The organism is Rickettsia endosymbiont of Oedothorax gibbosus (genome assembly GCF_936269705.1).
Taxonomy (GTDB): Bacteria; Pseudomonadota; Alphaproteobacteria; order Rickettsiales; family Rickettsiaceae; genus Tisiphia.
In genome coordinates this window covers 2,488,629-2,508,890 of the sequence record NZ_OW370493.1, presented here as the reverse complement: position 1 = coordinate 2,508,890, position 20,262 = coordinate 2,488,629, and the positions used below count along the sequence as shown (strand labels likewise).

The following is a 20,262-nucleotide window of genomic DNA, read 5'->3' as shown; positions in this document are numbered from 1 at the left end:
ACAATGTACGTCAATTCGGGATAAGGATATTGTGAACATGTAGATTAAAATCAAATTTTGTTGAAGGTTTATTTTTCTTTAATGAGTAAGCAACAAGAGTAGATAATATATGGACAAAGGCATTTATTGGTGATCTATGTCTAGTATGTTCAAGGTTCATTTTATTTTTTAGATAATCAAAAACTGTTTCAATTAAGTTACGCTTTCGAAGTAAGATTTTTTCTTTCAAATCCATTAATTTATTTTCCATATTCTTCTTAATTCCATGAATCATTTTTAAGCCTCTTTCATATAAATTTAAGAACAAATTTTGCTTAATATAACCTTTATCAGCTGCTATAATTCCAGTTAATCTTTTTGTTAACTCCGGTACTGGAACCCTATCATCTACATTGCCTTTGGTCACTTTTAATGCCATAAACTCCCCTTTATTATTGATTATTACATGTAATTTAAAACCATAAAAATACCCCATAGAGGATTTACTATGTTTGGCTAATCCTTTAAAAACTTTATTGCTATAACGCCTTTTATTGTGACAAGCTTTAATCGTTGTAGAGTCAATAAAATAAATACCTGTTTCCTCACCAAACAACAAATGAATCAACATATTTAGCGGTATGAATAATCGTGCCATTAATTCAACAAATCTATTATAACTCAAGGCTTTGGGAAAATCATCCTTATGCATGCACTCTATATAACTTTTATAGAAAAATTTAAAATTCTTAGCATAGGATGTATGAAACATAATTATTATTGTTAACATTTCACTTAGACTCATGCTACAACAGCGATTTCTTTGCTTATTTGATGGTAATAACTTTCTCTGTTCATACTCCAAATAAATTTTACAAAAATCATCTATAAAACTATATAATTCTGTGATATCTTTTTTCATGCCTGTAGTTTGTTTTTTTGTTTAAAAATATAAATACTGCAGGCACTCCTTTTTGACAATCCTTTTATCTATTACTATTTCATCTATATCTTATCCCGAACTGACGTAATGTGACTTTTTTCAATATCAAAACCACCGCTTTTTAGGTGCAAAAATAGTCGTTCAACACTCCAACGAAATTTATATAAAGCAAAAATATCTTGCTCTATTTCAATTGAAGACACCAGAACCATCAGCTCGCTCTTATCATTTCTATATGCGGTAAAATTAACCTTTCTATTCCATAATATACTACTACAAGCCCTATACTCTAAGGCTTTAACATCACTAAATATTCTTTCAATGGTTAAAGTTCTTAAACCTTTTGTAAGACGAATTTTATGATCCATTTTTAATGGAATAACAAACTTTAGATGGTTATTTATCAGAAAGTCTAACCATTCTTTATTCATAAATTCTCTATCAGCAAGCAAATATTTTATTCTTTCAACGCCAAAATTATTAATAAATTTCTGTAAAAATTCCTTCATAAATTCTGCAGAACACCCGCCACCATGCGACAAAGTCTTCCAGAATATTGGCACCGATATTTTACCAATTACCATTACTAAAAATAAAATATTAATATCGGATTTACCAAATTTCCAACTTGTCCTATCCATTGCTACGACATAATTTTTTGAAGCAAAAAAGCTTAATAGCAAATAGCCAACCTTCATATAATCAAAATTAAAATCTTTTAAAAAACGATAAATTCTATGAGTTTTTGACGTCGCTTTAGCATCACCTAAAATACCAAGTGCTAAACCTTTTTGATAAATTGAGCTGCCCGTCAGCAAACTAATTACCATACCAACCAAACATTTTAATATGTAATCTTCTTTTAACACTGATATTATATAGTATTACAAGGGTTTTGTCTCTATTCTTTCATGCAATATTCAGGCTAATAACTTGTTGTAGTTGATAATAAGAACAAATAAAACATACCCATACTAACACCCACATTATTGCAGTAGAGAGGATAGTAAAATTGATCAATTTTTGACTTTTTAGGTTCTTAATCGTTGCTAGGATGACGTTTGATGAAAATAACAATACCGATATACACGTTAATTCGGGATAAGGATTAGTAAAAATAGCAGACATATATACACTACGAAGAGCAATTAATGTATGAATTCACAGAAATGCAATTTATACATATCCAAAATCTTGTATTAGTTATAGCTAAAGCATTTTTACTAATCCTTATCCCGAATTAACGTGATATACCAAATAAACTAATTCCGAGAATAAACATTATATTCTCCAGCATTGGTATGTAATTATTCATTACAGGAAGATTTTGTCCACAAAGTGGTGATAAAGCTATTAGTGCAGTGCCAAAAAATGCTATTATTACATATGTTATACTGGAAGTTGTTGGCTGTAAATTATGGCTCCAAATACATGCTGTAACGGATATCAACCAAACTAGGATTGATAAATTAACATGAATAACCAAAGCTGATTTAAAGATTTCTGTATTAGGAAATAGGGTAACTAATATTGGAGTGCGGAGCATTACCAATATTATTGAATACACCCCAGCAAGAGCAAGCGAGATTACACCATTTCTAAGCCAGCAAATAGCTAATTTATTACGGCTTAATTGATCAATTATATTATTCTCAAGATTCATAAAGAATACTTATGATGGTGGGTTTGAGAAGACTTGAACTTCCGACCTCACGCTTATCAGGCGTGTGCTCTAACCAGCTGAGCTACAAACCCATTAGACCTCTTGCAAAACTCTACTTCTGTTGGTAATTTGTACGTCAATGCGGTACTCGAATCCTTACGTACATTAGAGTACGCTGCGATTCTGCGTTCCGCGTCTCCTTCAAATTCCTCAGCATAAGCGAGTTTTGCAAGAGGTCTATTACTAAGAGGCAGTCTCCTAGTCTCCGCCTTTAAATATTGGCGGCGGTATCATATACAATTAAGGGGGTTAACTACCCTGAAGTGGTGGGCTCGCCGGGATTCGAACCCGGGACAACCTGATTAAAAGTCAAGTGCTCTACCAGCTGAGCTACGAGCCCTAAACATAATGCTTAAAGACAAATTGTGTCCCAAAACAATATTCCAACACGCTTTACTTTATCGTTTAAAAAGGCTATCATGTCAACAATTATTTTGGTAAATATCTTTAAATGGTAACTTATGCATTCTGATGTTGCAATTATTATCCCTTCAAGACTTGATTCGGTTAGGCTTCCTAAGAAACCTTTGCAATTGATAGGGGAACTGTCAATAATTGAACACGTTCTAAGGCAAGTACACTTAACCAAACTAAAAAATATTTATGTAGCAACTGACTCAGAAATTATAGCTAAAAAAGTTACTGATTGTGGTGGGCAATTGATTATGACAACCCCAGACTGCCAGACTGGTACTGACCGTGTCTATGAGGCATTTCAGGCAATACCTAACAATCATAATATTAATTATATCCTAAATGTCCAAGGTGACATGCCTTTTATAGAACCGGAATCAATTATTAAAGTTATTGAAAGCCTAAAGTCTAGTGACCATGATATTATGACCCCAGTAGTAAAAGTTGGTATAAATGCCGTAAATGGCAATAGTAATGTCAAAGTTATTACTGACCATAATGATAAAGCTCTGTATTTTTCTCGTAGTCTTATTCCTTATGGCTCTGAAGAATTTCTATATCACGTAGGGATGTATGGATTCCGCAAAGAAGCATTAATTAAATTCATAAACTTACCTGTCTCCACTTTAGAATTAAGCGAAAAATTAGAACAACTAAGAGCCTTACAAAATAATATGTCCATAGGGGTATGTTATGTTAATAATATCCCCATTTCTGTTGACACCCCGGAAGATTTAAACAAAGCTATCAAATTTTATCAACAATTTAACCAAGGCTAATATTATCCCGTCTATTAGCGAGACCATGTAATGGTCGAAGCAATCCATTTTCAACCACTTTCCTGGAGTACTTTGTCAGCTACGCCTCGCAATGGCTAGTTGGATTAACTATAGGCAGGAAGTTTAATATCTCAAAACTACATAAGGTAACTATTTTCCCATCCTCAAGCTGAATTCTTATACCCCCATTTTCATCTATATCTTTAAAAATCCCTAAGATTTTTGTGTTTCCATCATTTACACTAACCATCTCGCCCAACTTATAAGCATTTCTAAGCCAATATTGTCTTATTTTACTAAATCCCTGTTCTTTCCATCTACTAAAATATTTTTCAAAATTAATCATCAAGATATCTAATAAATATCCTGTATCTTTTACTTCTATATTCTCATCAGATAAATTGGTTGCCAGTTGCTGAATATTTAAAGGACTTTCCTTGATGTTAATGCCTATACTTATAATAATATAATTATTGTTATTTATACTAATAGATTCAAGCAATATACCAGATACTTTCTTACCATTTATCAAAATATCATTTGGCCATTTTAATTTGATAGAATTCACTGAACTGGCTGTAAGAGAAGTAATAGTTTTATACACAACAATAGCCATAACAAAAGATAATTGCGGAAGATAACTGAGATTAATTTGATGCTTTAATAATATACTAACATGCAAATTCCCTAGATTAGAATGCCAAATTTTGTTATTTCTTCCACGCGATTTTGTTTGATTTTTTGCTAATATTACATAACTACAATCAGGACAGCTCTTAGCCATCCTAATAGCTTCACAGCTAGTACTATCTATTGTATCAAAAACTAGTAGCTTATATTTTTTTTGCCAAGACATAACTCCTCATCAAATTACTTTATAAAAAGAGAAAAAATTAACAAAAATCCTATAATAAAACAATTTGTAAACTTTAAGCTTTGATGGGTTGGTACTAAATCTAGCTGCAAACTTTTATTTGCCTCAAAAAAGTACATAGACCTAACTATTTTTAGGTAATAATAAGCTGCTATAATACTGGTAGCAATGGCTACAAATGCTAGAGTAAATTGCTCCTCTACAATAGCCTGATAAAAAATGAAATATTTACCAAAAAATCCCGCCAGTGGGGGAATGCCAATCATCGAGAACATGATAATCGTAATCCCAGCAGCTAAAGCCTTACGACTATTCGCCAGACCCTTAATATCATCAAAATTTGCCGTATCAGCTTTTTCCCCCAGCAGAGCAATTAAACAGGCAAAAAAGCCTAAAACGGAAGCAGCATAAATAAATATATATATTAATGCTGCATTATTACCTTGCTCACTATGCAAAGCAACTCCCAGCAAAACATAACCAATATTTAGAATAGTGCTGTATCCCATTAGCCTTTTGAGAGAGGTTTGTCTAATAGCCCCACCTGCCCCAATCAACATTGACAAAATTGCTGTTATTTTTATTAAATCAACGGAAATTTGTTTATAATCACCAACTACCATCGTCATTATATTTAATAACACCACTGCATTGCCAAATTTTGTAGCGGCAGCAAAATAGGTAACTGAATGAATTGGTGATCCTTCATATACATCTGGTGTCCAAGCATGCAAAGGAACACTAGATAATTTAAAGAAAATACCACTTAAAAAAAGTACTAAGCCACTTACTAACCCAATATTTGGCTGCGGTGATTGATTTAATTTTTGTAGAATATTACTATAATCTAAACTACCACCAAATCCATAAATAAAGGATATCCCAAACAATGTCAGACAACTAATCAAACTACCTAGAATAAAGTATTTTAACGCCCCTTCTGATGATTTAATATTGTGTAAACTAAAACCTGCTAGTACATACGCTGCTAGTGCTTGCAATTCCATAGCCACAAATAATAGTAGGAAATTACGAGCCGATATAGTAATAAAAATACCAACAGTCGAAAGTAGCATTAAGGTTATAAACTCTGTCTTAAATTTTTCATTAGTGATTTTACAATAATCATTATAAATTATCATGGTCATCACCGAAAAAAGTAAAACACAAGATTTACAAACACCAGTAAAGCTATTAGTAGCAAAGGAATTACTAAAAGATACTGCCTCACTCTGAACGCAAGCAATAAAAAGTACAATCGATAATAATATCGTAATATTAGTGATGATTCTAGTTTTTTTGCTAAATAATACAGCCGATAGTTGACTAAACAAAGCCAGTAAGGTCAGCATTATCTCAGGCAAAATAATTATAAATTGTTCTAAAATTGGGTTTGTCATATTTCAGGTTCTTAGATTAATATAGTTAATATATACTATAAGATTGCTAGCACTAAGTAGAATAGTAAAAAAATATATTAATTTTACATAAATTATGTAATTTAATATTACTCTGTCATTGCGAGCCACCGTAGGTGGCGTGGCAATACACTTCTAATCACTTTTCTGGATTGCTTCGTGACCTTACGGTCTCCTCGCAATGACGGTTTTTCAATAGACCTCTTGCATAACCTAAAGATAATTGAGGAATTTTTAGGAAAAACGAAGTCGAGTACCGCAGCGTACTAAGATGTACGTGAGGAACGGAGACGAGTTTTGACAACAAAATTACCAATTAGATTAGGTTATGCAAGAGGTCTAATTACTGTTTTCTTAAACTAACGCTTATGCACTCCTGCTATAGTCGATGCTCATCAATTGACTATAGCGGAGTAATGCTAAATATATTTATCAAGTACCATAGTCATAATTTTGTTAGCTATAGGAGCCGCTGCCCTACCTCCACCTCCGCCATGATCGACAAAGACCAGAATAGAGTAACGAGGTTGTTGGTAGGGAGCGAATCCGGCAAATATAGCATGGTTACGCCTTTGCCAAACAACTGATTTACTACTTAAATCATCATCTATATTAGCTTTTGCTTGTACTTGTGCCGTACCTGTTTTACCAGCTAATTGATGTCCTTCTGTCAAAATTCTACTATAATAAGCCGTCCCTCCTTCAGTATTAACTGCTTTATACATGCCTTCTTTTAAAATATCTAAGTATTTTTGATTGATGTTAACCTGATCAAATACCGATATATCTTTAGCAATTCTAGGATTATACAATTTCCCATTATTAGCAATTGCCGTTACAAACCTAGCTAACTGGATTGGAGTAGCTGATAAAAATCCCTGCCCTATCGATAAGTTAAGAGTATCACCAATCGTCCATTTAGAGTTAAATTTTTTCATTTTCCATTCTTCTGAAGGAAGGAAACCTGAGGCTTCTCCAGTCAAATCAATACCAGTCTTTGTACCGAAACCAAAATTTCTTGCCATATCTAATATTTTTTTATGACCTGTTAAGCGAGCTATTTCATACATATAAGAGTTACAAGAATGCTTAATGGAATTATACATATCCACTGTGCCATGACCATGACGACTCCAGCACCGGAAGCTATTAGTACCTAATACCGAATTCCCAGTACAATTGACCGTTTTATCTGGTTTAATTCCACTCTCTAAACCAGCTAAAATTGTAATAATTTTGAATATAGACCCAGGTGGATAAGTACTTTGTATGGTTTTATTAATTAACGGCTTATAAGGATCATTAATTAAACTTTGCCAATAATCTTGAGACAATTTTACAAAATTATTGGCTTCAAATACCGGCGACATAGCCAGCACTAAAACATTACCATTATTTGTATCAATAACTATAGCCGAACAGCCTTGTTTAGTTAAATAAGGCTGCACTCTTTGTTGTAACTCTGCATCAATATTTAGATGTAAGTCCTCTCCTTGTTGACTTGGAAGATTGGTAATTTCTCTGACTTGTTTGCCTAAAGCATTTACTTCTATCTGCTTATAACCAAATTTCCCACGTAACTTTTCTTCATAATATTTTTCTACACCAGATTTACCAATATTAAAATCCCCTAAATTATTGATTTCTAGCTCTTGTTTCTCTTGCTCATTAATCTGTCCAGTGTAACCTATTACATGACAAGCCGCTTCTGAAAAATGGTAAAATCTTACATAACCAACATCTACAAAAATAGAAGTTAAATTTAACTTTTGTTCTTCAATGAGTGACATTTGTTGCCAACTAAGATTATCTAATATCAGTAAAGGAACACGTTTATTGGCTTTTTTTATTTTTTGATTAATGTAATTTTGTTTTTCTTCAGTTAGTTGCAAGATATTTGCTACTAGAATTAATTCCTGTTTGTAATTATTAGCCTCATGCATATCCAGTAATAACCTAAAACAAGTTTGGTTGGTAGCTAGAACATTACCGTTAACATCATAAAATTGTCCCCTGAATGGCGGAACTAGAATAAAACTTATACGATTTTTATCAGATAAAGTACGATATTTATCACTTTCAAATAACTGCATATAAAACATTTTTCCAGCCAATAATGAAAATAATGTCAGTTTTCCTGAACCTATCAGAAAAGACCGTCTTGATATTAACTGGTTATGTAATATTTTATTATTTAGCATATTTTTTTGATAGCGATTCCTATTATGTTTTTGTAGTGTAGCTAACATTACGTATATTAGCGAGACCATATAGTCCTAAGCGTCATTGCGAGACCATGTAATGGTCGAAGCAATCCATTTCTAATACTTTTCTGGATTGCTTTGTCGCTACTAAAGTAGCTCTGAGCCATGACGTTTGAGGGTTAAACTTCCTCTCCTTGACGTTTGGGGAACAATGCCTTATCAAGAGGAATTCGTAGCAAATTATAGGAAAATATCGTAGTAAGATAGTGCATTAACATCGTAAGATACCCTTGGGAAGATAGACCTTTAGTTAAAATTAGCAAATATCTAAAATGTAATATAAAAAAATAATATAACCCAAAAATCAGGAAATTTGTCAAATAACTTCTAACTATAAAGAATTTTCCAGCAAATTGTAAAATTATGTGAGCAGTTACAAGAACCAAGGAATTTGTACCAATTGGCATAGAATATAATTGGTCAAAAATTATTCCTACTAAAAATATTAGCCAAAAACCAATATGATAAAATGTAGCAAAATAGTAAAGTAAACTAACTTCAAAAGCTGGAAAAATAACAGTTTCTGTGTTAATTCTAAAATTTTCTAGCGGAAAAATTACTAATAACAAACAACATTCTAATAATATTATTTTACTAACTATTTGTGATAATGTTTGTGGTAATTTACTAAAGAATTTCATATTATCTTCAGTTCTTTAATTACTGATTCAATAACAGGCAGTACTAGGTCATATTTTCTTATGAGATCCAGTACCAGTCTAGCAGATTCTAGCCCTTCCACTAAGTATAAATTTTGATTTAAAAAATTTCCAACATCTAAATGTTTACCAAGCTCATAACCAAATCTAGTATTTCGTGATTCCTTAGAATAACAAGTTAGCACCAAATCCCCTAATATACCCGGAGCACACAAAATAGAAGCATCTCCAAGCTCTCCATCAATAGCCTCAGATAAAATTCTTATTTCTTGAATCGCTTGAGTTATAAGCCCGGCTTTTGCATTTTGTCCGTAACCTTTTGCATCATACCAACCACTCTTTATTGCTATAATATTCTTAACAGCCGACGCCACTTGCATCACTACCATATAGTCAGTTATGGTCACCTTAAATTGTTGAGATGCCAAGCTAATTGCTAGTCGTTTAGCAAGATTAACATCTAAAGAAGCAATGGTTACTGAAGTTAATAAATCTTGAGCAACCTCTTTAGCGAGGTTAGGTCCAGCTATAAAGGCTAAAGGATTAGCTGGTAATATGGCTTTTACTTTATCAGATAATAACTCCGTAGGGTCTCTGCCAAATCCTTTAGTTGCAACTAATAACGCTAAGCTTTCAGATATCCCAGCATCTTTTAATATCTTCAAAGTTTCTTGGAAAACAAAAGATGGTACCGCAATAATTATTACTTCTTTGTCTAGTAAAGCTGATAAATTATCACAAGGAACTAGATTAGTTGGTAATGTAATATCAGAACCAAGATATTTGCTATTAGTTCGATTATTTAATATTTCCTCGATAATATTATTCTCACGTACCAATATCGACACATCATCATAGCACCTTGCCACTTGACAGGCTAGTGCAGTTCCCCAGCTACCGCCACCATAGACAGCAATGCTTTTAAATTTTTTCATAGCAATTATTTATATAGTGAATTAACTTAAATTGGCAACGTTATAAATCCGATTAGTATTTAGCCTTAGCGTCATTGCACATAGGTGTCAACCTAAGGAAATAGTAGTTTAAAAGACGTCTATTAGCGAGTCCTAGTTAGGTGGCGTGGCAATTGTAAGAATACTTATATTTATTCTAATTCTTCAATTTGCTCTTTAGTTAACCCAGTAGATTGAGATATTATCTCAATCTATATTCCAGCTTTCTGAAGATTTCTTGCCACTTCGAAATTTCTTCTAGCTTTGCCTCTAGCTTCGCCTAGCTGGATACCTCTAGCTTCACCTTCCTCAATATATTTTTGTGCAACAGTTCTCATAATGTTCCCTTTTTCTTCTTCTGACAAATACTTAGCTAGTAGCTCTTCTAATTCTGATTGTCTTGCCTCAGGTAATTTTATGTCAGTGTACCATAAAAACGATCTTAAGTAAATATAACCATTCTCTTTATCAATTAATATCTCTAATTTAAACCTTTGTAGAAATTCTTCCCAAAGCTTTATCATATCCCGCTCATGTATATGCTTGAGCATATATTCTAACATCCCAACATGCTTCTTCTTCATTATTTCATCATCAGACATGCTTTGTAAATCGACCAATTGATAATCTTCTGTCATCACTTTCTTGGCTATAACTACATCGGTAAATAAACTCCATAAATTCCTAGGGGCAGTATAAACTTCTTTACCATTATAAATTACTAAATTATATACTACCTGTTCATGACTATCCTTTTTATAACCACTACTGCAGACATGTGCTCGTATTATTGTGGCATCAAGCATGGTATAGTCAATTCAGGGGAATTTGGCGCTAGGAACGATGGAGCGATGCCTATAAGTAATAGGCGAGCGACGAGTGACGACGTCACCAACTTCCCATCAATTGACTATAGCTTCTAAATCTTTATCAATTTGAAACGTCGATGGACTGAACGCCAACAGCCATAAGAAGATGGTAAAAGACGCCATTGACATCCACTTCTTGCCATAAACCATATACCCTCTACAAACTGTCTTAAAGTTATCTCATCTTCAGTATGTATACCTTTTATTTGTCGCAAAAAATCTAAAATTTGTTCCCATGCGTTCGAATCTATGTAATACTTCATTCCGGTAGTCCTTCTGTCTTGAATAACCGAAGACTACCATTTTCTTACATAAATTTAAATTTTTTGTTCACAGAACCTACTTACGCAGGGGTGACAAGAGAGCAGGTATGACACTAAGGCGAACAAAGATGACACAAAAATGGCTCAACTATGTTGAGGTTATTTAATAGCATTGCATTATTAATTCAAACTGATTATCATCAGTAACAATAATTTTTGTATCAGTGTTGTAGATAATTGGATCATTAACTCGTTCATGACCGAATCTATTGGTCTTAAATATTGGGATTTTTAAGGTAGCAGCAAAATCAGTAAGAGTCCTAATAATGGTCTCGTTATCATTTCCACAAGTTCCAAATATTATAGCGTTTACTCGTTCTAACAGCCCTGCTTGTTTTAAATGATATAAGATACGATCTAGTTGGTACGGCTTTGTATAAACATCTTCCAAGAAAAGTATCTTATTTGCCGTTTTTATTTGCCATGATGTACCTATAGATGTTTGTACAATGCTTAGATTACCGCCCGTAAGATTACCTGTAACGATTTTACTGGATTTTGCCGCAAGGTTAAGTGCTGATAATCCTTTAATTTTAGCTTGAGTTTCTTTACCAGAAATTATTTTTGCTATTTTTATAAAATTTTGACGATCTTTAGTTGGCTTAAGTATTTCAACGATACCATTACCATGAATTGTCTTCCACCCCCATTCTTGCGAAAAGAAAATATGTAAAGCTGTCATATCACTAAATCCTATAAAAAACTTTTCCTTTATCGGTTTCTTTAAGCGTTGCAAGTCAGGAATTAATTTGGCTGAACCATATCCCCCACGAAGAGCCCATATTACGTTATTTGATTGATCAGTTAAGGCCTTTTCCAAACATAATAATCTTGTTTGATCATCGGAAGAATGGAATAGGCTTTTTCCTTTAAAGCAATCATTTGGAATATTTAGTTTTAACGAAGCAATATTTCTCAAATTAGATAATAGTTCATTACTGCCTCCTGAAGCGGGAGCAACAACAGTAATTTTTGTATCTTTTAATAAATTAATAAATTCTGCATTATTCTTGTTGAACTCTGAATTAGCAAATGCTGATAAGGACATAAAAATAACTGGTAGGAAGATTGTATGAATTGTTAGGAGCCTAATATGTAAAAGATAATTGTTAAATTTCATAGAGTAGTATACCTATTTATGATATGGATGGTTTTCTATTATGGTCTGAGTCCGATATATTTGCTCTAATAATATTATTTTTGCCATTTGATGGGGCATAGTCATCTTTGAAAGGCTAAGATGGATATTTGCTTGTTCAAGAATCGATTTATCTAAACCGAATGCACCGCCAATAATAAATTGTATATTTTTGCCTGATTGCAAATTATTTGTTATTAATTTTGTAAATTCATGACTATTATAACCATTACCAATAATGTTTAGTACTATTTTACAGGATTTTTCTTCTAAAAATTCATTAATTAATTTACCTTCAAATTGTTTGATTTGTTCAGCTGGTAATTTTTTTGAATAACAAATTTCTGTGGATTTTATATTATATTTTATCAATTTTTGATAATCTCTGGCAATTGGCTGATAATAATTATTAAGTTTACCAACGGAAATTATTTGTATTTGTCTCATTATTTTATTATTGATTAATTAATTTAATTATACACCATAAAAGTTATGCACTAAGTAAAAATTAGAAAATTATATTGACTTTTTATATATTTTTAATTAAAATGTTAACGAGATTTAATCTATACTTTAAGCAATTATGGCAACATATCTTGGCTATCAATAACATATAAAACTGACCTTAGCATAGTTACCCAAAATAAGTATTTTTTATTTACCCACAAATTTATCCACAATTTATTCTGATTATTTGTCAAATATACTTGATTAGCTCTTCAGCAATATGCACAGCATTTAAAGCTGCTCCTTTACGTAAATTATCGGCTGTAATCCATAAATTAATGGTGTTTTTTTGACTATGATCTTGTCTAATTCGTGAGACATAGACCATATCCGTACCTACTACATCTTTGGGAGCGACATATTGTATTGGATCTAAATGACAATTAACCTCAATAGAGTCTGATTCTTTAAGAATCTCTTTTACTTCTTCTGCATTTATTGCCTCACTAAATTCAACATTAACTGAAATAGCATGACCAACAAACACCGGTACTCTAACACAAGTTACACTAGCTTTAGCATGTGTTCCTATAATTTTTTCTAATTCCAGGGCAATCTTAGATTCTTCACTAGTAGAACCATCTTTATTAAAGCTACCTATATGCGGGAATAAATTAAAAGCTATTTGATGTGGAAAAACTTTAGGTTCAATGTCCTTAAAAACATATTTTGCCTTGGTTTGTTCATACAGCTCTTCCATTCCTTTTTTGCCTGCTCCGGAAGTTGACTGATAGGTTGATATAACCAGTCTCTTAATCTTTACGGCATTATCCAAAGGCTTTAACGCGGTAGCTATAGGAACAGTACAACAATTTGGATTAGCTATAATATTTTTAATAGTATAATCTTTTAGGCTAGCCAGATTAGCTTCTGGAACTATCAAAGGAACATCAGGATCAAGTCTGAAAAATGATGATTTATCGATAACTACGCAGCCTTGCTTGGTAACCATGGGTATATATTTCTTTGATATTTCTGATCCGGCTGAAAAAAAAGCAATATCAATTTTACTAAAATCTACACTATCTATATCAGATATTTTTATAGTACCATCTCCAAAACTAACCTCTTTACCATTAGATTCACTCGATGCTATAGCATAGATATTATTAATTGGCAAACTTCTCTCAAATAAAATTTCTAGAGTTTCTCGCCCAACATTACCTGTTGCCCCAATCACTGCGATATTATATTTTTTTGTCATATTTACTTAACTTAATTGTTTTATCCATATAGTCAATTGATGAGAAGTTGGGGACGTTGTTACTCAATGCTTGCCTATTCTATAGGCGTCGCTCCATCGTTCCTAGCCCCAAATTCTCATCAATTGACTATACTCTTATCCTTAGATAATTTTAGTATATACTAATTATGATATACACTAAGTATTTTATGAAAAATATTTTTATTATTTTTATTCAGGTATTTTCTATATAGTTAATTAGAATAGGAAGCGGTTTTAGACTGGGTAGTTTAAAAGTCGTATGTGGTCAACGCCATTGTGCATAGGCGTCAATTTAAGAAAATAAAGTAGAAAAGTCGTCATTGCGAGGAGGTCACCAGACCGACGAAGCAATCTAAGAAAAAGTGAATAAAAATGGATTGCTTCGTCGGTCTGGTGACCTCCTCGCAATGACGGGTTTGTATGGTAATTACCCTGAGTTTACATTTACACGTAATCTTTGGTTGTAATTTAGTCCTATTTTTAACTTTTAACAGTTGTGGTTTAGTGTCACCCCTGCTTCAGTGCGGGGGTCTAGATTCGGCTGAGTCAGTTGTAGTAGTGATGAAGCTTCGTAATGGGAGTGGAGCGAAGGGCTGACAGAAAGGTAAGAACGTAAGAGGGAAACAATGACCGTACACAGCATAGACGGAAATACATGGTCAACGAAACTTGAGCGTATAAAGTTGCTATCATCACAAAATCAAGACATAAAGTTTAATAATCTTGGACATATTATTGATTTAAAGATGTTAGAAGAACAATATAAGGAACTTGATAGCAAGAAAGCTGTAGGAATAGATGGTATAACCAAAGCGGTTTATGGTAAGAAGTTGGAAGCAAATTTGCTCTCGCTCCTTACTAAAATTCGCAAGGGGCAATATCAAGCTAAACCTGCACGAATTACATTGATTCCAAAAGAAGATGGAGGCAAAAGACCTTTGGTAATATCATGCTTTGAAGACAAGATAATCGAGTCGGCAGTAAGCAAGATATTAAACTCAGTGTTCGAGCCAATATTCTTAAAATGTTCTTACGGGTTTCGACCTAAATTAAACGCCCATGATGCACTTAAGGAGTTGAATAGACTTACGTATAACTTCAATAAAGGAGCTGTAGTTGAAATTGATATAACTAAGTGCTTCAATTCAATCAAACATTCTGAGTTGATGGGATTCCTAAGAAAGAGAATATCTGACAAAAGATTCCTAAGACTAGTTATGAAACTGATGGAAACACCAATTATAGAAAACGGCATTACAGTTACTAACAAGGAAGGATGCCGCCAAGGGTCTAAAACATCACCAATTTTGGCAAATGTCTTCCTACATTATGTTATTGACTGTTGGTTTGCTAAAATCAGCAAGGAAAACATAAGAGGGCAAACTGGAATGGTGAGGTATTGTGACGATATGGTGTTCGTCTTTGAGAATGAAGAAGACGCGAGGAAGTTTTATGAGGTTTTGCCCAAAAGATTAAACAAGTATGGCTTGAACATCAATGAAGCTAAATCGCAGATGATTCAGTCCGGTAGATACCATGCTGAGGACTTAGCTAAGCAAGGTAAGAAGATCAAGAGTTATAATTTTCTTGGCTTTACTTGCTATTGGGGTAAATCAAGGTTTGGTAACATATGGAGATTAAAATATACCACAAGGAAAGATCGATTTACCGAGAAGCTTAAAGGGCTAAGAGAATATCTACGAAGTCACCTTAATGAGAGGGGCAAAGAACAGATATTATTGCAAGTCATTAGAGCTACAAAGGGGTGGATCAATTATCATGGTATATCAGATAATCAAAGACGAGTAAGTTCATTTATTCACCAAACTAGGCGAGCAATATATGGGTGGTTTAATAGAATGGGTGGGAAGCGTAAGATGAATTGGCAAAGATTAGCTGAAATACTCAAAAGGGTCGACTTTCCAAATAAGTGGAAGACCATTTCAATGTTCTAAAACCAACAAAAAAAAATAGGGTACAAGCCTATCTTACCTTTCGGGAGCCGGATGCGGTAGCTCTGCATGTCCGGTTCTGAGGAGGGGCTTAACCAAGCAATTGGTTAGGTCTACTCACAAAGTTCATTTTTTATTTTCCAATAAATCATATTTAAAATCTCCACAAAGTATTTCAAATTGATTTAAAGCTAAAGACCAATCTTTAATAGGCATGGTCCATTTTTTGGCTGCATTTTGTAGGGATAAAAATATTATTTTTTGAATTGACTTATCATCTGGAAACACCCCCTTATTTTTGATAATTTTTCTAATTTGACGATTTACAGATTCTATAGTGTTAGTAGTATAAATTACCTTTCTGTTCTCTTCAGGAAAGGCAAAAAACGGTATTATCCCAGACCAATTACGTTGCCAAATATCAGAAATTACCGGATATTTTTTATCCCATTTTACACCAAATTGCTGAAGTTTTAAACGTGCCATTTCGTCATTATTAGCTGTATAAATTTGTTTTAGATCTGATGTGACCTCTTTTAAATCTTTATATGACACATACTTTACTGAATTGCGAACCATATGTACAATACATAATTGTACTATAGTACTCGGGAATACACTGCTTATAGCTTCTGGAAAGCCCTTTAAACCCCACACAAGCAACATAAATTTGTTCAATTCCTCGATTCTTTAACTCAGTAACTACTTGCATCCAAAATTTAGCACCTTCATTTTTGCCTATCCAAATGCCAAGTAACTCCTTTTTCCCTTCTATATTTACAGCAAGTGCTAAATATACTGCTTTATTTATTACTATGTGATTGTCTCTAGATTTTACATAGATACAGTCCAAGTATAATATTGGATACACCCTATCTAAACAACGATTTTGCCACCTAGTTACTTCTTCTATTACCCCATCTGTTATGGTGGATATCAAGTCACCAGATACATCAGTTTGATATATTTCTTCTAAATGCCCTCGGATCTCGCTGACTGTCATACCGCGACCATAAAGGGATATCACTTTCTCATCAAATCCATTAAATCTCCTCAGCCCTTTTGGTATTAATTGAGGATTATACTCTCCTTCCCGATCTCTTGGTACTTCTACTGTCAGCTTACGACCATCCCCATCAATTACTGTCTTCTCATAGCTACCATTACGACGATTATTATCTACTTTTGCCATCTTGCTATGTTTTGAATATCCTAATTCATGATCCAACTCACTTGCTAATATTTTCTCAACTATTTGCTTCTTTAGCTGTTGAAATAAACCATCTCGACCAAATAACTCCGATGGATCTGCTTTTGATAATAATTCTTCTACTAGCTGATTACTGATGTTTAATGTATCTTTATCTGTATCTAATTTTTTAGCCATAATTCCTCCTTGCTTGCTTAAGTTACTTTTTTTACAGTAATCTCTTACTGCTTTCTTTGCAACTTACACAAACTATAGGACAGACTCGGAAAATTAAACAATCTCAACCTTCCTCTTACATCAAACTGAGGTATAAATTACTAAATTATATACTAATGGTAATTTCTTTCTTCCTTTTTTATGCCTTTCACATAATAACAATGTGTATTTCCATAATCGCAGAGCTGTCCAATAATCAACGCCCGACTGAGCCTCAATCAACACATACACAAAAGCCTTACCCTGATTCTTGGTTTCAACTCCATACACTATATCACTATATTTTTTGTTTAAAGATTCTTCTATGTAGCTTTCTTTTTCTACTGTTATTTTTGATAAATCTACTAAACTCTTAAAATCATTAGGCAAATAATATTCCAGAAATTCTTGTGCTGCCACAGGATCAGCCATTATTGTTTTAACTAATGAATCATGCTTTAACTTTTTTGTCATAAAAGAATATTAAATTGATAAAACTACATATATCTCTATCAGATTTTGACTTATGCTAGGCTCTGTGAACAAAATTTTAATTGTTTAGATTTTGAGTATTTTTAAGCGAAAATTAATAAGATTTTTGCCGGAATAGTTAGTTCTATTTCAAAAAAATCTTATAATTTGCAGCTAAAAAGAGTCGAAATCTAGTAATTTAAATTTTGTTCACAGAGCCTAGGTAAGTCTACTATACCAAAATTTCTGAAATCATATAATTATTCTCTATAGCAACTAACCGAGCTTTAATAATTTGCCCAACATCAAAATTACCTTGCAACTTTACCGGAATAAAATTTTCTGTATGAGCTATGTTATTTTGCTCTACAAGTAATTCCACTTTATGCCCTATATTCCTTTGGAAAAATTGTTGTAATTGTTGCTCCCCTGTTACCCTTAAAATTTCTGCTCTAGCTTTTCTAACAGATTTTGCTACTTGCGGCATTCTGGCAGCTGGAGTTTCATCACGCTCAGAATACGGGAAAACATGTAAATATTGCAAATCCGCCTCAGAGATAAGTTTTCTTGTATTCTCAAACATCACCTCATTTTCCGTCGGGAAACCAGCTATAATGTCTGCCCCGAATGATACATTTGCTCTTAAGTTACGCAATTTATGACAAAAATCAATAACATTTTGACGATTATGGCGACGTTTCATACGCTTAAGTATCATGTCATCACCAGCTTGTAAACTAATATGAAAATGCGGCATAATTTGTGGAGCATAAGCCATCAAATCAAACAAATCATCATCGATTTCAGCTACATCAATAGAAGATAATCTAAGTCTTTTTAGTTCCGGAACCAACCCTATAATCCTTCTAATCATCTGGGCAAAAGTTGGAGTTCCTGGTAAATCTGGTCCATATGCCGTAACGTCAACTCCGGTAAATACTACTTCATTATACCCATTAGCTACTAATGTCCTTAACTGCTGTACTATCACTCCCATTGGGACTGAGCGACTATTGCCTCTAGCATAAGGTATAATGCAGAAGGTACAACGATGATTACAACCATTCTGCACTTGAATAAAAGCTCGAGATTTGCCATCAAAGCTAGCCACCAGATGATTAGCAGTTTCCGTAACAGACATTATATCATTTACTGCTACTTTTTCTTCAGTAAATTGATAATTGCTAGCAATCAATTTTTCCTCATTACCAAGTACTTTGTCGACCTCAACCATATTAGCAAAAATATCTGGGTTATTCTGAGCAGCACAGCCAGTAACAATAATTCTTGCATTAGGGTTATTTTTCTTAGCTTTACGAATTGCTTGACGTGATTGTTTTTCAGCTTCCTTAGTGACAGCACAAGTATTAAATACCATGACATTTTCTAAACCAGAAAGAGCTAAGTTAGTTCTAATCACTTCACTTTCATAAATATTTAATCGGCAGCCAAAAGTTATGATTTCTTGAGTTACGACTTCTTGTGGTTTAGCCATAAAAAAACTCTCCACGTACCACTAAAGCAGCAGACCCAAGCATCATGATATTCTCCCCTTGTTTTGACATTTGTAGACTACCTAATTGAAATACTACTTCACAAGGAGAGCTAACAAAGCCAAGCTTTACTGCTGAAGCAAAGCTAGCACATGCCCCACTACCACAAGCAAGAGTTAAGCCAACTCCTCTTTCCCAAACCGATAAATAAATTTTATTATCCTTGATTGAAGCAAAATTAACGTTAACCCCATCAGTAAACAACTCTTTTGCTTGTAATTTCTCTCCAATTATTTCTTTATCTTTAGTAGCTAAATCACTAAAAATAATAAAATGTGGATTGCCAATATCAGCACAAATAACTTCCTTGATATCAATCATATAACGTTCCATAATTGGCCAAATCTTTTCGGCTGAAGGCATCCAATCTTCCTCAAAACTAACTATCCCAGTATTTACCTCGATCTCGTTGTCACTTAATATCTTACAAGACAATTCTTTTCCGTATATTCTTAAAGTAACTTCTGTTATACCGAAATCAAGATGTAACAACTTGGTAAGACATCTTGAAGCATTCCCACATAATTTGGCACTTGAACCATTCTGGTTATATACAGCCATTTCATAGTAATTAGTTTTTTGATCGTAAATAATAAACTGATCACAACCAATACCAGTACGACGATTGGAGATATTTAGCGATAATTGCTGTAAATCAAAATTTATAGGTAAATCACGCTGATTGATAATCACGAAATCATTACCTAATCCATGCATTTTAGCGAAATTGATTTTTTTAAACACGAGAATATCTTTAGATTATACAAAAGTCTATTATACTAAATATATATAAAAATATGTAGTAAATAAATA

The 20,262-nt window shown here is 33.1% G+C and carries 16 protein-coding genes, 2 tRNA genes and 3 pseudogenes; 2 read left to right on the top strand and 19 right to left on the bottom strand.

Translation table 11 applies throughout. The features are described from left to right. Nucleotides 1–10: 10 nt before the first annotated feature. From NBW66_RS13725 to NBW66_RS13700, 5 genes and pseudogenes are all read right to left on the bottom strand, one after another. Nucleotides 11–901, bottom strand: a complete 891-nt coding sequence (locus tag NBW66_RS13725) for an IS982 family transposase (RefSeq protein ID WP_250310582.1) — start codon at nucleotides 899–901, stop codon at nucleotides 11–13. An 83-nt stretch (nucleotides 902–984) separates the two neighbouring features. Next, nucleotides 985–1,791, bottom strand: a complete 807-nt coding sequence (locus NBW66_RS13720) for a transposase (RefSeq protein WP_250311300.1) — start codon at nucleotides 1,789–1,791, stop codon at nucleotides 985–987. Nucleotides 1,792–2,168: 377 nt separating this feature from the next. Continuing rightward, nucleotides 2,169–2,585: pseudogene (locus tag NBW66_RS13715) on the bottom strand (hypothetical protein); the annotation flags it as partial. A 15-nt stretch (nucleotides 2,586–2,600) separates the two neighbouring features. Continuing rightward, nucleotides 2,601–2,677 (bottom strand) — tRNA-Ile (locus NBW66_RS13710). 232 nt (nucleotides 2,678–2,909) lie between these two features. Further along, nucleotides 2,910–2,985: transfer RNA gene (locus NBW66_RS13700), tRNA-Lys, on the bottom strand. A gap of 121 nt (nucleotides 2,986–3,106) precedes the next feature. On the opposite strand from NBW66_RS13700, the gene NBW66_RS13695 reads away from it, so the two are divergent. Beyond that, the gene (locus NBW66_RS13695) at nucleotides 3,107–3,838 is read left to right on the top strand and encodes a 3-deoxy-manno-octulosonate cytidylyltransferase (RefSeq protein ID WP_250311299.1); all 732 of its coding nucleotides are present in this window, start codon (nucleotides 3,107–3,109) and stop codon (nucleotides 3,836–3,838) included. Between the two features lie 79 nt (nucleotides 3,839–3,917). Here the strand turns inward: NBW66_RS13695 and NBW66_RS13690 are convergent, their stop codons facing one another. The 10 genes from NBW66_RS13690 to asd all read right to left on the bottom strand — a co-directional run bounded on the left by NBW66_RS13690 (nucleotide 3,918) and on the right by asd (nucleotide 14,047). Beyond that, nucleotides 3,918–4,694, bottom strand: a complete 777-nt coding sequence (locus tag NBW66_RS13690; RefSeq protein WP_284346697.1) for a biotin--[acetyl-CoA-carboxylase] ligase — start codon at nucleotides 4,692–4,694, stop codon at nucleotides 3,918–3,920. Between the two features lie 14 nt (nucleotides 4,695–4,708). Then, complete coding sequence (nuoN, locus tag NBW66_RS13685; protein WP_410525806.1) at nucleotides 4,709–6,112, bottom strand: NADH-quinone oxidoreductase subunit NuoN; 1,404 nt, start codon at nucleotides 6,110–6,112, stop codon at nucleotides 4,709–4,711. Between the two features lie 437 nt (nucleotides 6,113–6,549). Then, nucleotides 6,550–8,331 carry a penicillin-binding protein 2 gene (gene mrdA, locus NBW66_RS13680; RefSeq protein ID WP_250311297.1) on the bottom strand — a complete coding sequence of 594 codons (1,782 nt, stop codon included), beginning with the start codon at nucleotides 8,329–8,331 and terminating at the stop codon, nucleotides 6,550–6,552. Nucleotides 8,332–8,513: 182 nt separating this feature from the next. Further along, a complete protein-coding gene (locus tag NBW66_RS13675; RefSeq protein WP_094649089.1) occupies nucleotides 8,514–9,035 on the bottom strand; it encodes a hypothetical protein in 522 nt (173 codons plus the stop codon). Continuing rightward, nucleotides 9,032–9,988 carry an NAD(P)H-dependent glycerol-3-phosphate dehydrogenase gene (locus NBW66_RS13670; protein WP_250311296.1) on the bottom strand — a complete coding sequence of 319 codons (957 nt, stop codon included), beginning with the start codon at nucleotides 9,986–9,988 and terminating at the stop codon, nucleotides 9,032–9,034. The genes NBW66_RS13675 and NBW66_RS13670 overlap by 4 nt, the downstream gene beginning before the upstream one ends. 230 nt (nucleotides 9,989–10,218) lie before the next feature. Beyond that, a complete protein-coding gene (locus NBW66_RS13665) occupies nucleotides 10,219–10,812 on the bottom strand; it encodes an Rpn family recombination-promoting nuclease/putative transposase (protein WP_284346696.1) in 594 nt (197 codons plus the stop codon). A gap of 113 nt (nucleotides 10,813–10,925) precedes the next feature. Beyond that, on the bottom strand, nucleotides 10,926–11,138 hold the full coding sequence (locus NBW66_RS15135; RefSeq protein ID WP_410525790.1) for a transposase: 213 nt from the start codon (nucleotides 11,136–11,138) through the stop codon (nucleotides 10,926–10,928). Between the two features lie 163 nt (nucleotides 11,139–11,301). Further along, a complete protein-coding gene (locus NBW66_RS13660; RefSeq protein WP_250310793.1) occupies nucleotides 11,302–12,246 on the bottom strand; it encodes an LD-carboxypeptidase in 945 nt (314 codons plus the stop codon). Between the two features lie 84 nt (nucleotides 12,247–12,330). Beyond that, complete coding sequence (locus NBW66_RS13655) at nucleotides 12,331–12,783, bottom strand: 23S rRNA (pseudouridine(1915)-N(3))-methyltransferase RlmH (RefSeq protein WP_250310792.1); 453 nt, start codon at nucleotides 12,781–12,783, stop codon at nucleotides 12,331–12,333. Nucleotides 12,784–13,033: 250 nt separating this feature from the next. Further along, entirely contained in the window at nucleotides 13,034–14,047 is a 1,014-nt protein-coding gene (gene asd, locus NBW66_RS13650; RefSeq protein WP_250310791.1) for an aspartate-semialdehyde dehydrogenase, read from the bottom strand. A gap of 647 nt (nucleotides 14,048–14,694) precedes the next feature. Here asd and NBW66_RS13645 point away from each other — a divergent pair. Beyond that, a complete protein-coding gene (locus NBW66_RS13645; RefSeq protein ID WP_250310618.1) occupies nucleotides 14,695–16,023 on the top strand; it encodes a reverse transcriptase domain-containing protein in 1,329 nt (442 codons plus the stop codon). A gap of 123 nt (nucleotides 16,024–16,146) precedes the next feature. On the opposite strand, the pseudogene NBW66_RS13640 reads toward NBW66_RS13645, so the two are convergent. From NBW66_RS13640 to dapF, 4 genes and pseudogenes are all read right to left on the bottom strand, one after another. Then, a pseudogene (locus NBW66_RS13640) lies at nucleotides 16,147–17,407 on the bottom strand (IS256 family transposase). Between the two features lie 132 nt (nucleotides 17,408–17,539). Then, nucleotides 17,540–17,899: pseudogene (locus NBW66_RS13635) on the bottom strand (Rpn family recombination-promoting nuclease/putative transposase); the annotation flags it as partial. A gap of 229 nt (nucleotides 17,900–18,128) precedes the next feature. Continuing rightward, nucleotides 18,129–19,391 (bottom strand): tRNA (N(6)-L-threonylcarbamoyladenosine(37)-C(2))-methylthiotransferase MtaB, encoded by a 1,263-nt coding sequence (gene mtaB / locus NBW66_RS13630; protein ID WP_250311295.1) that lies wholly within the window; start codon nucleotides 19,389–19,391, stop codon nucleotides 18,129–18,131. Further along, complete coding sequence (gene dapF / locus NBW66_RS13625; RefSeq protein WP_250311294.1) at nucleotides 19,384–20,193, bottom strand: diaminopimelate epimerase; 810 nt, start codon at nucleotides 20,191–20,193, stop codon at nucleotides 19,384–19,386. Before dapF ends, mtaB begins: the two co-directional genes overlap by 8 nt. Between the last annotated feature and the right edge of the window lie 69 nt (nucleotides 20,194–20,262).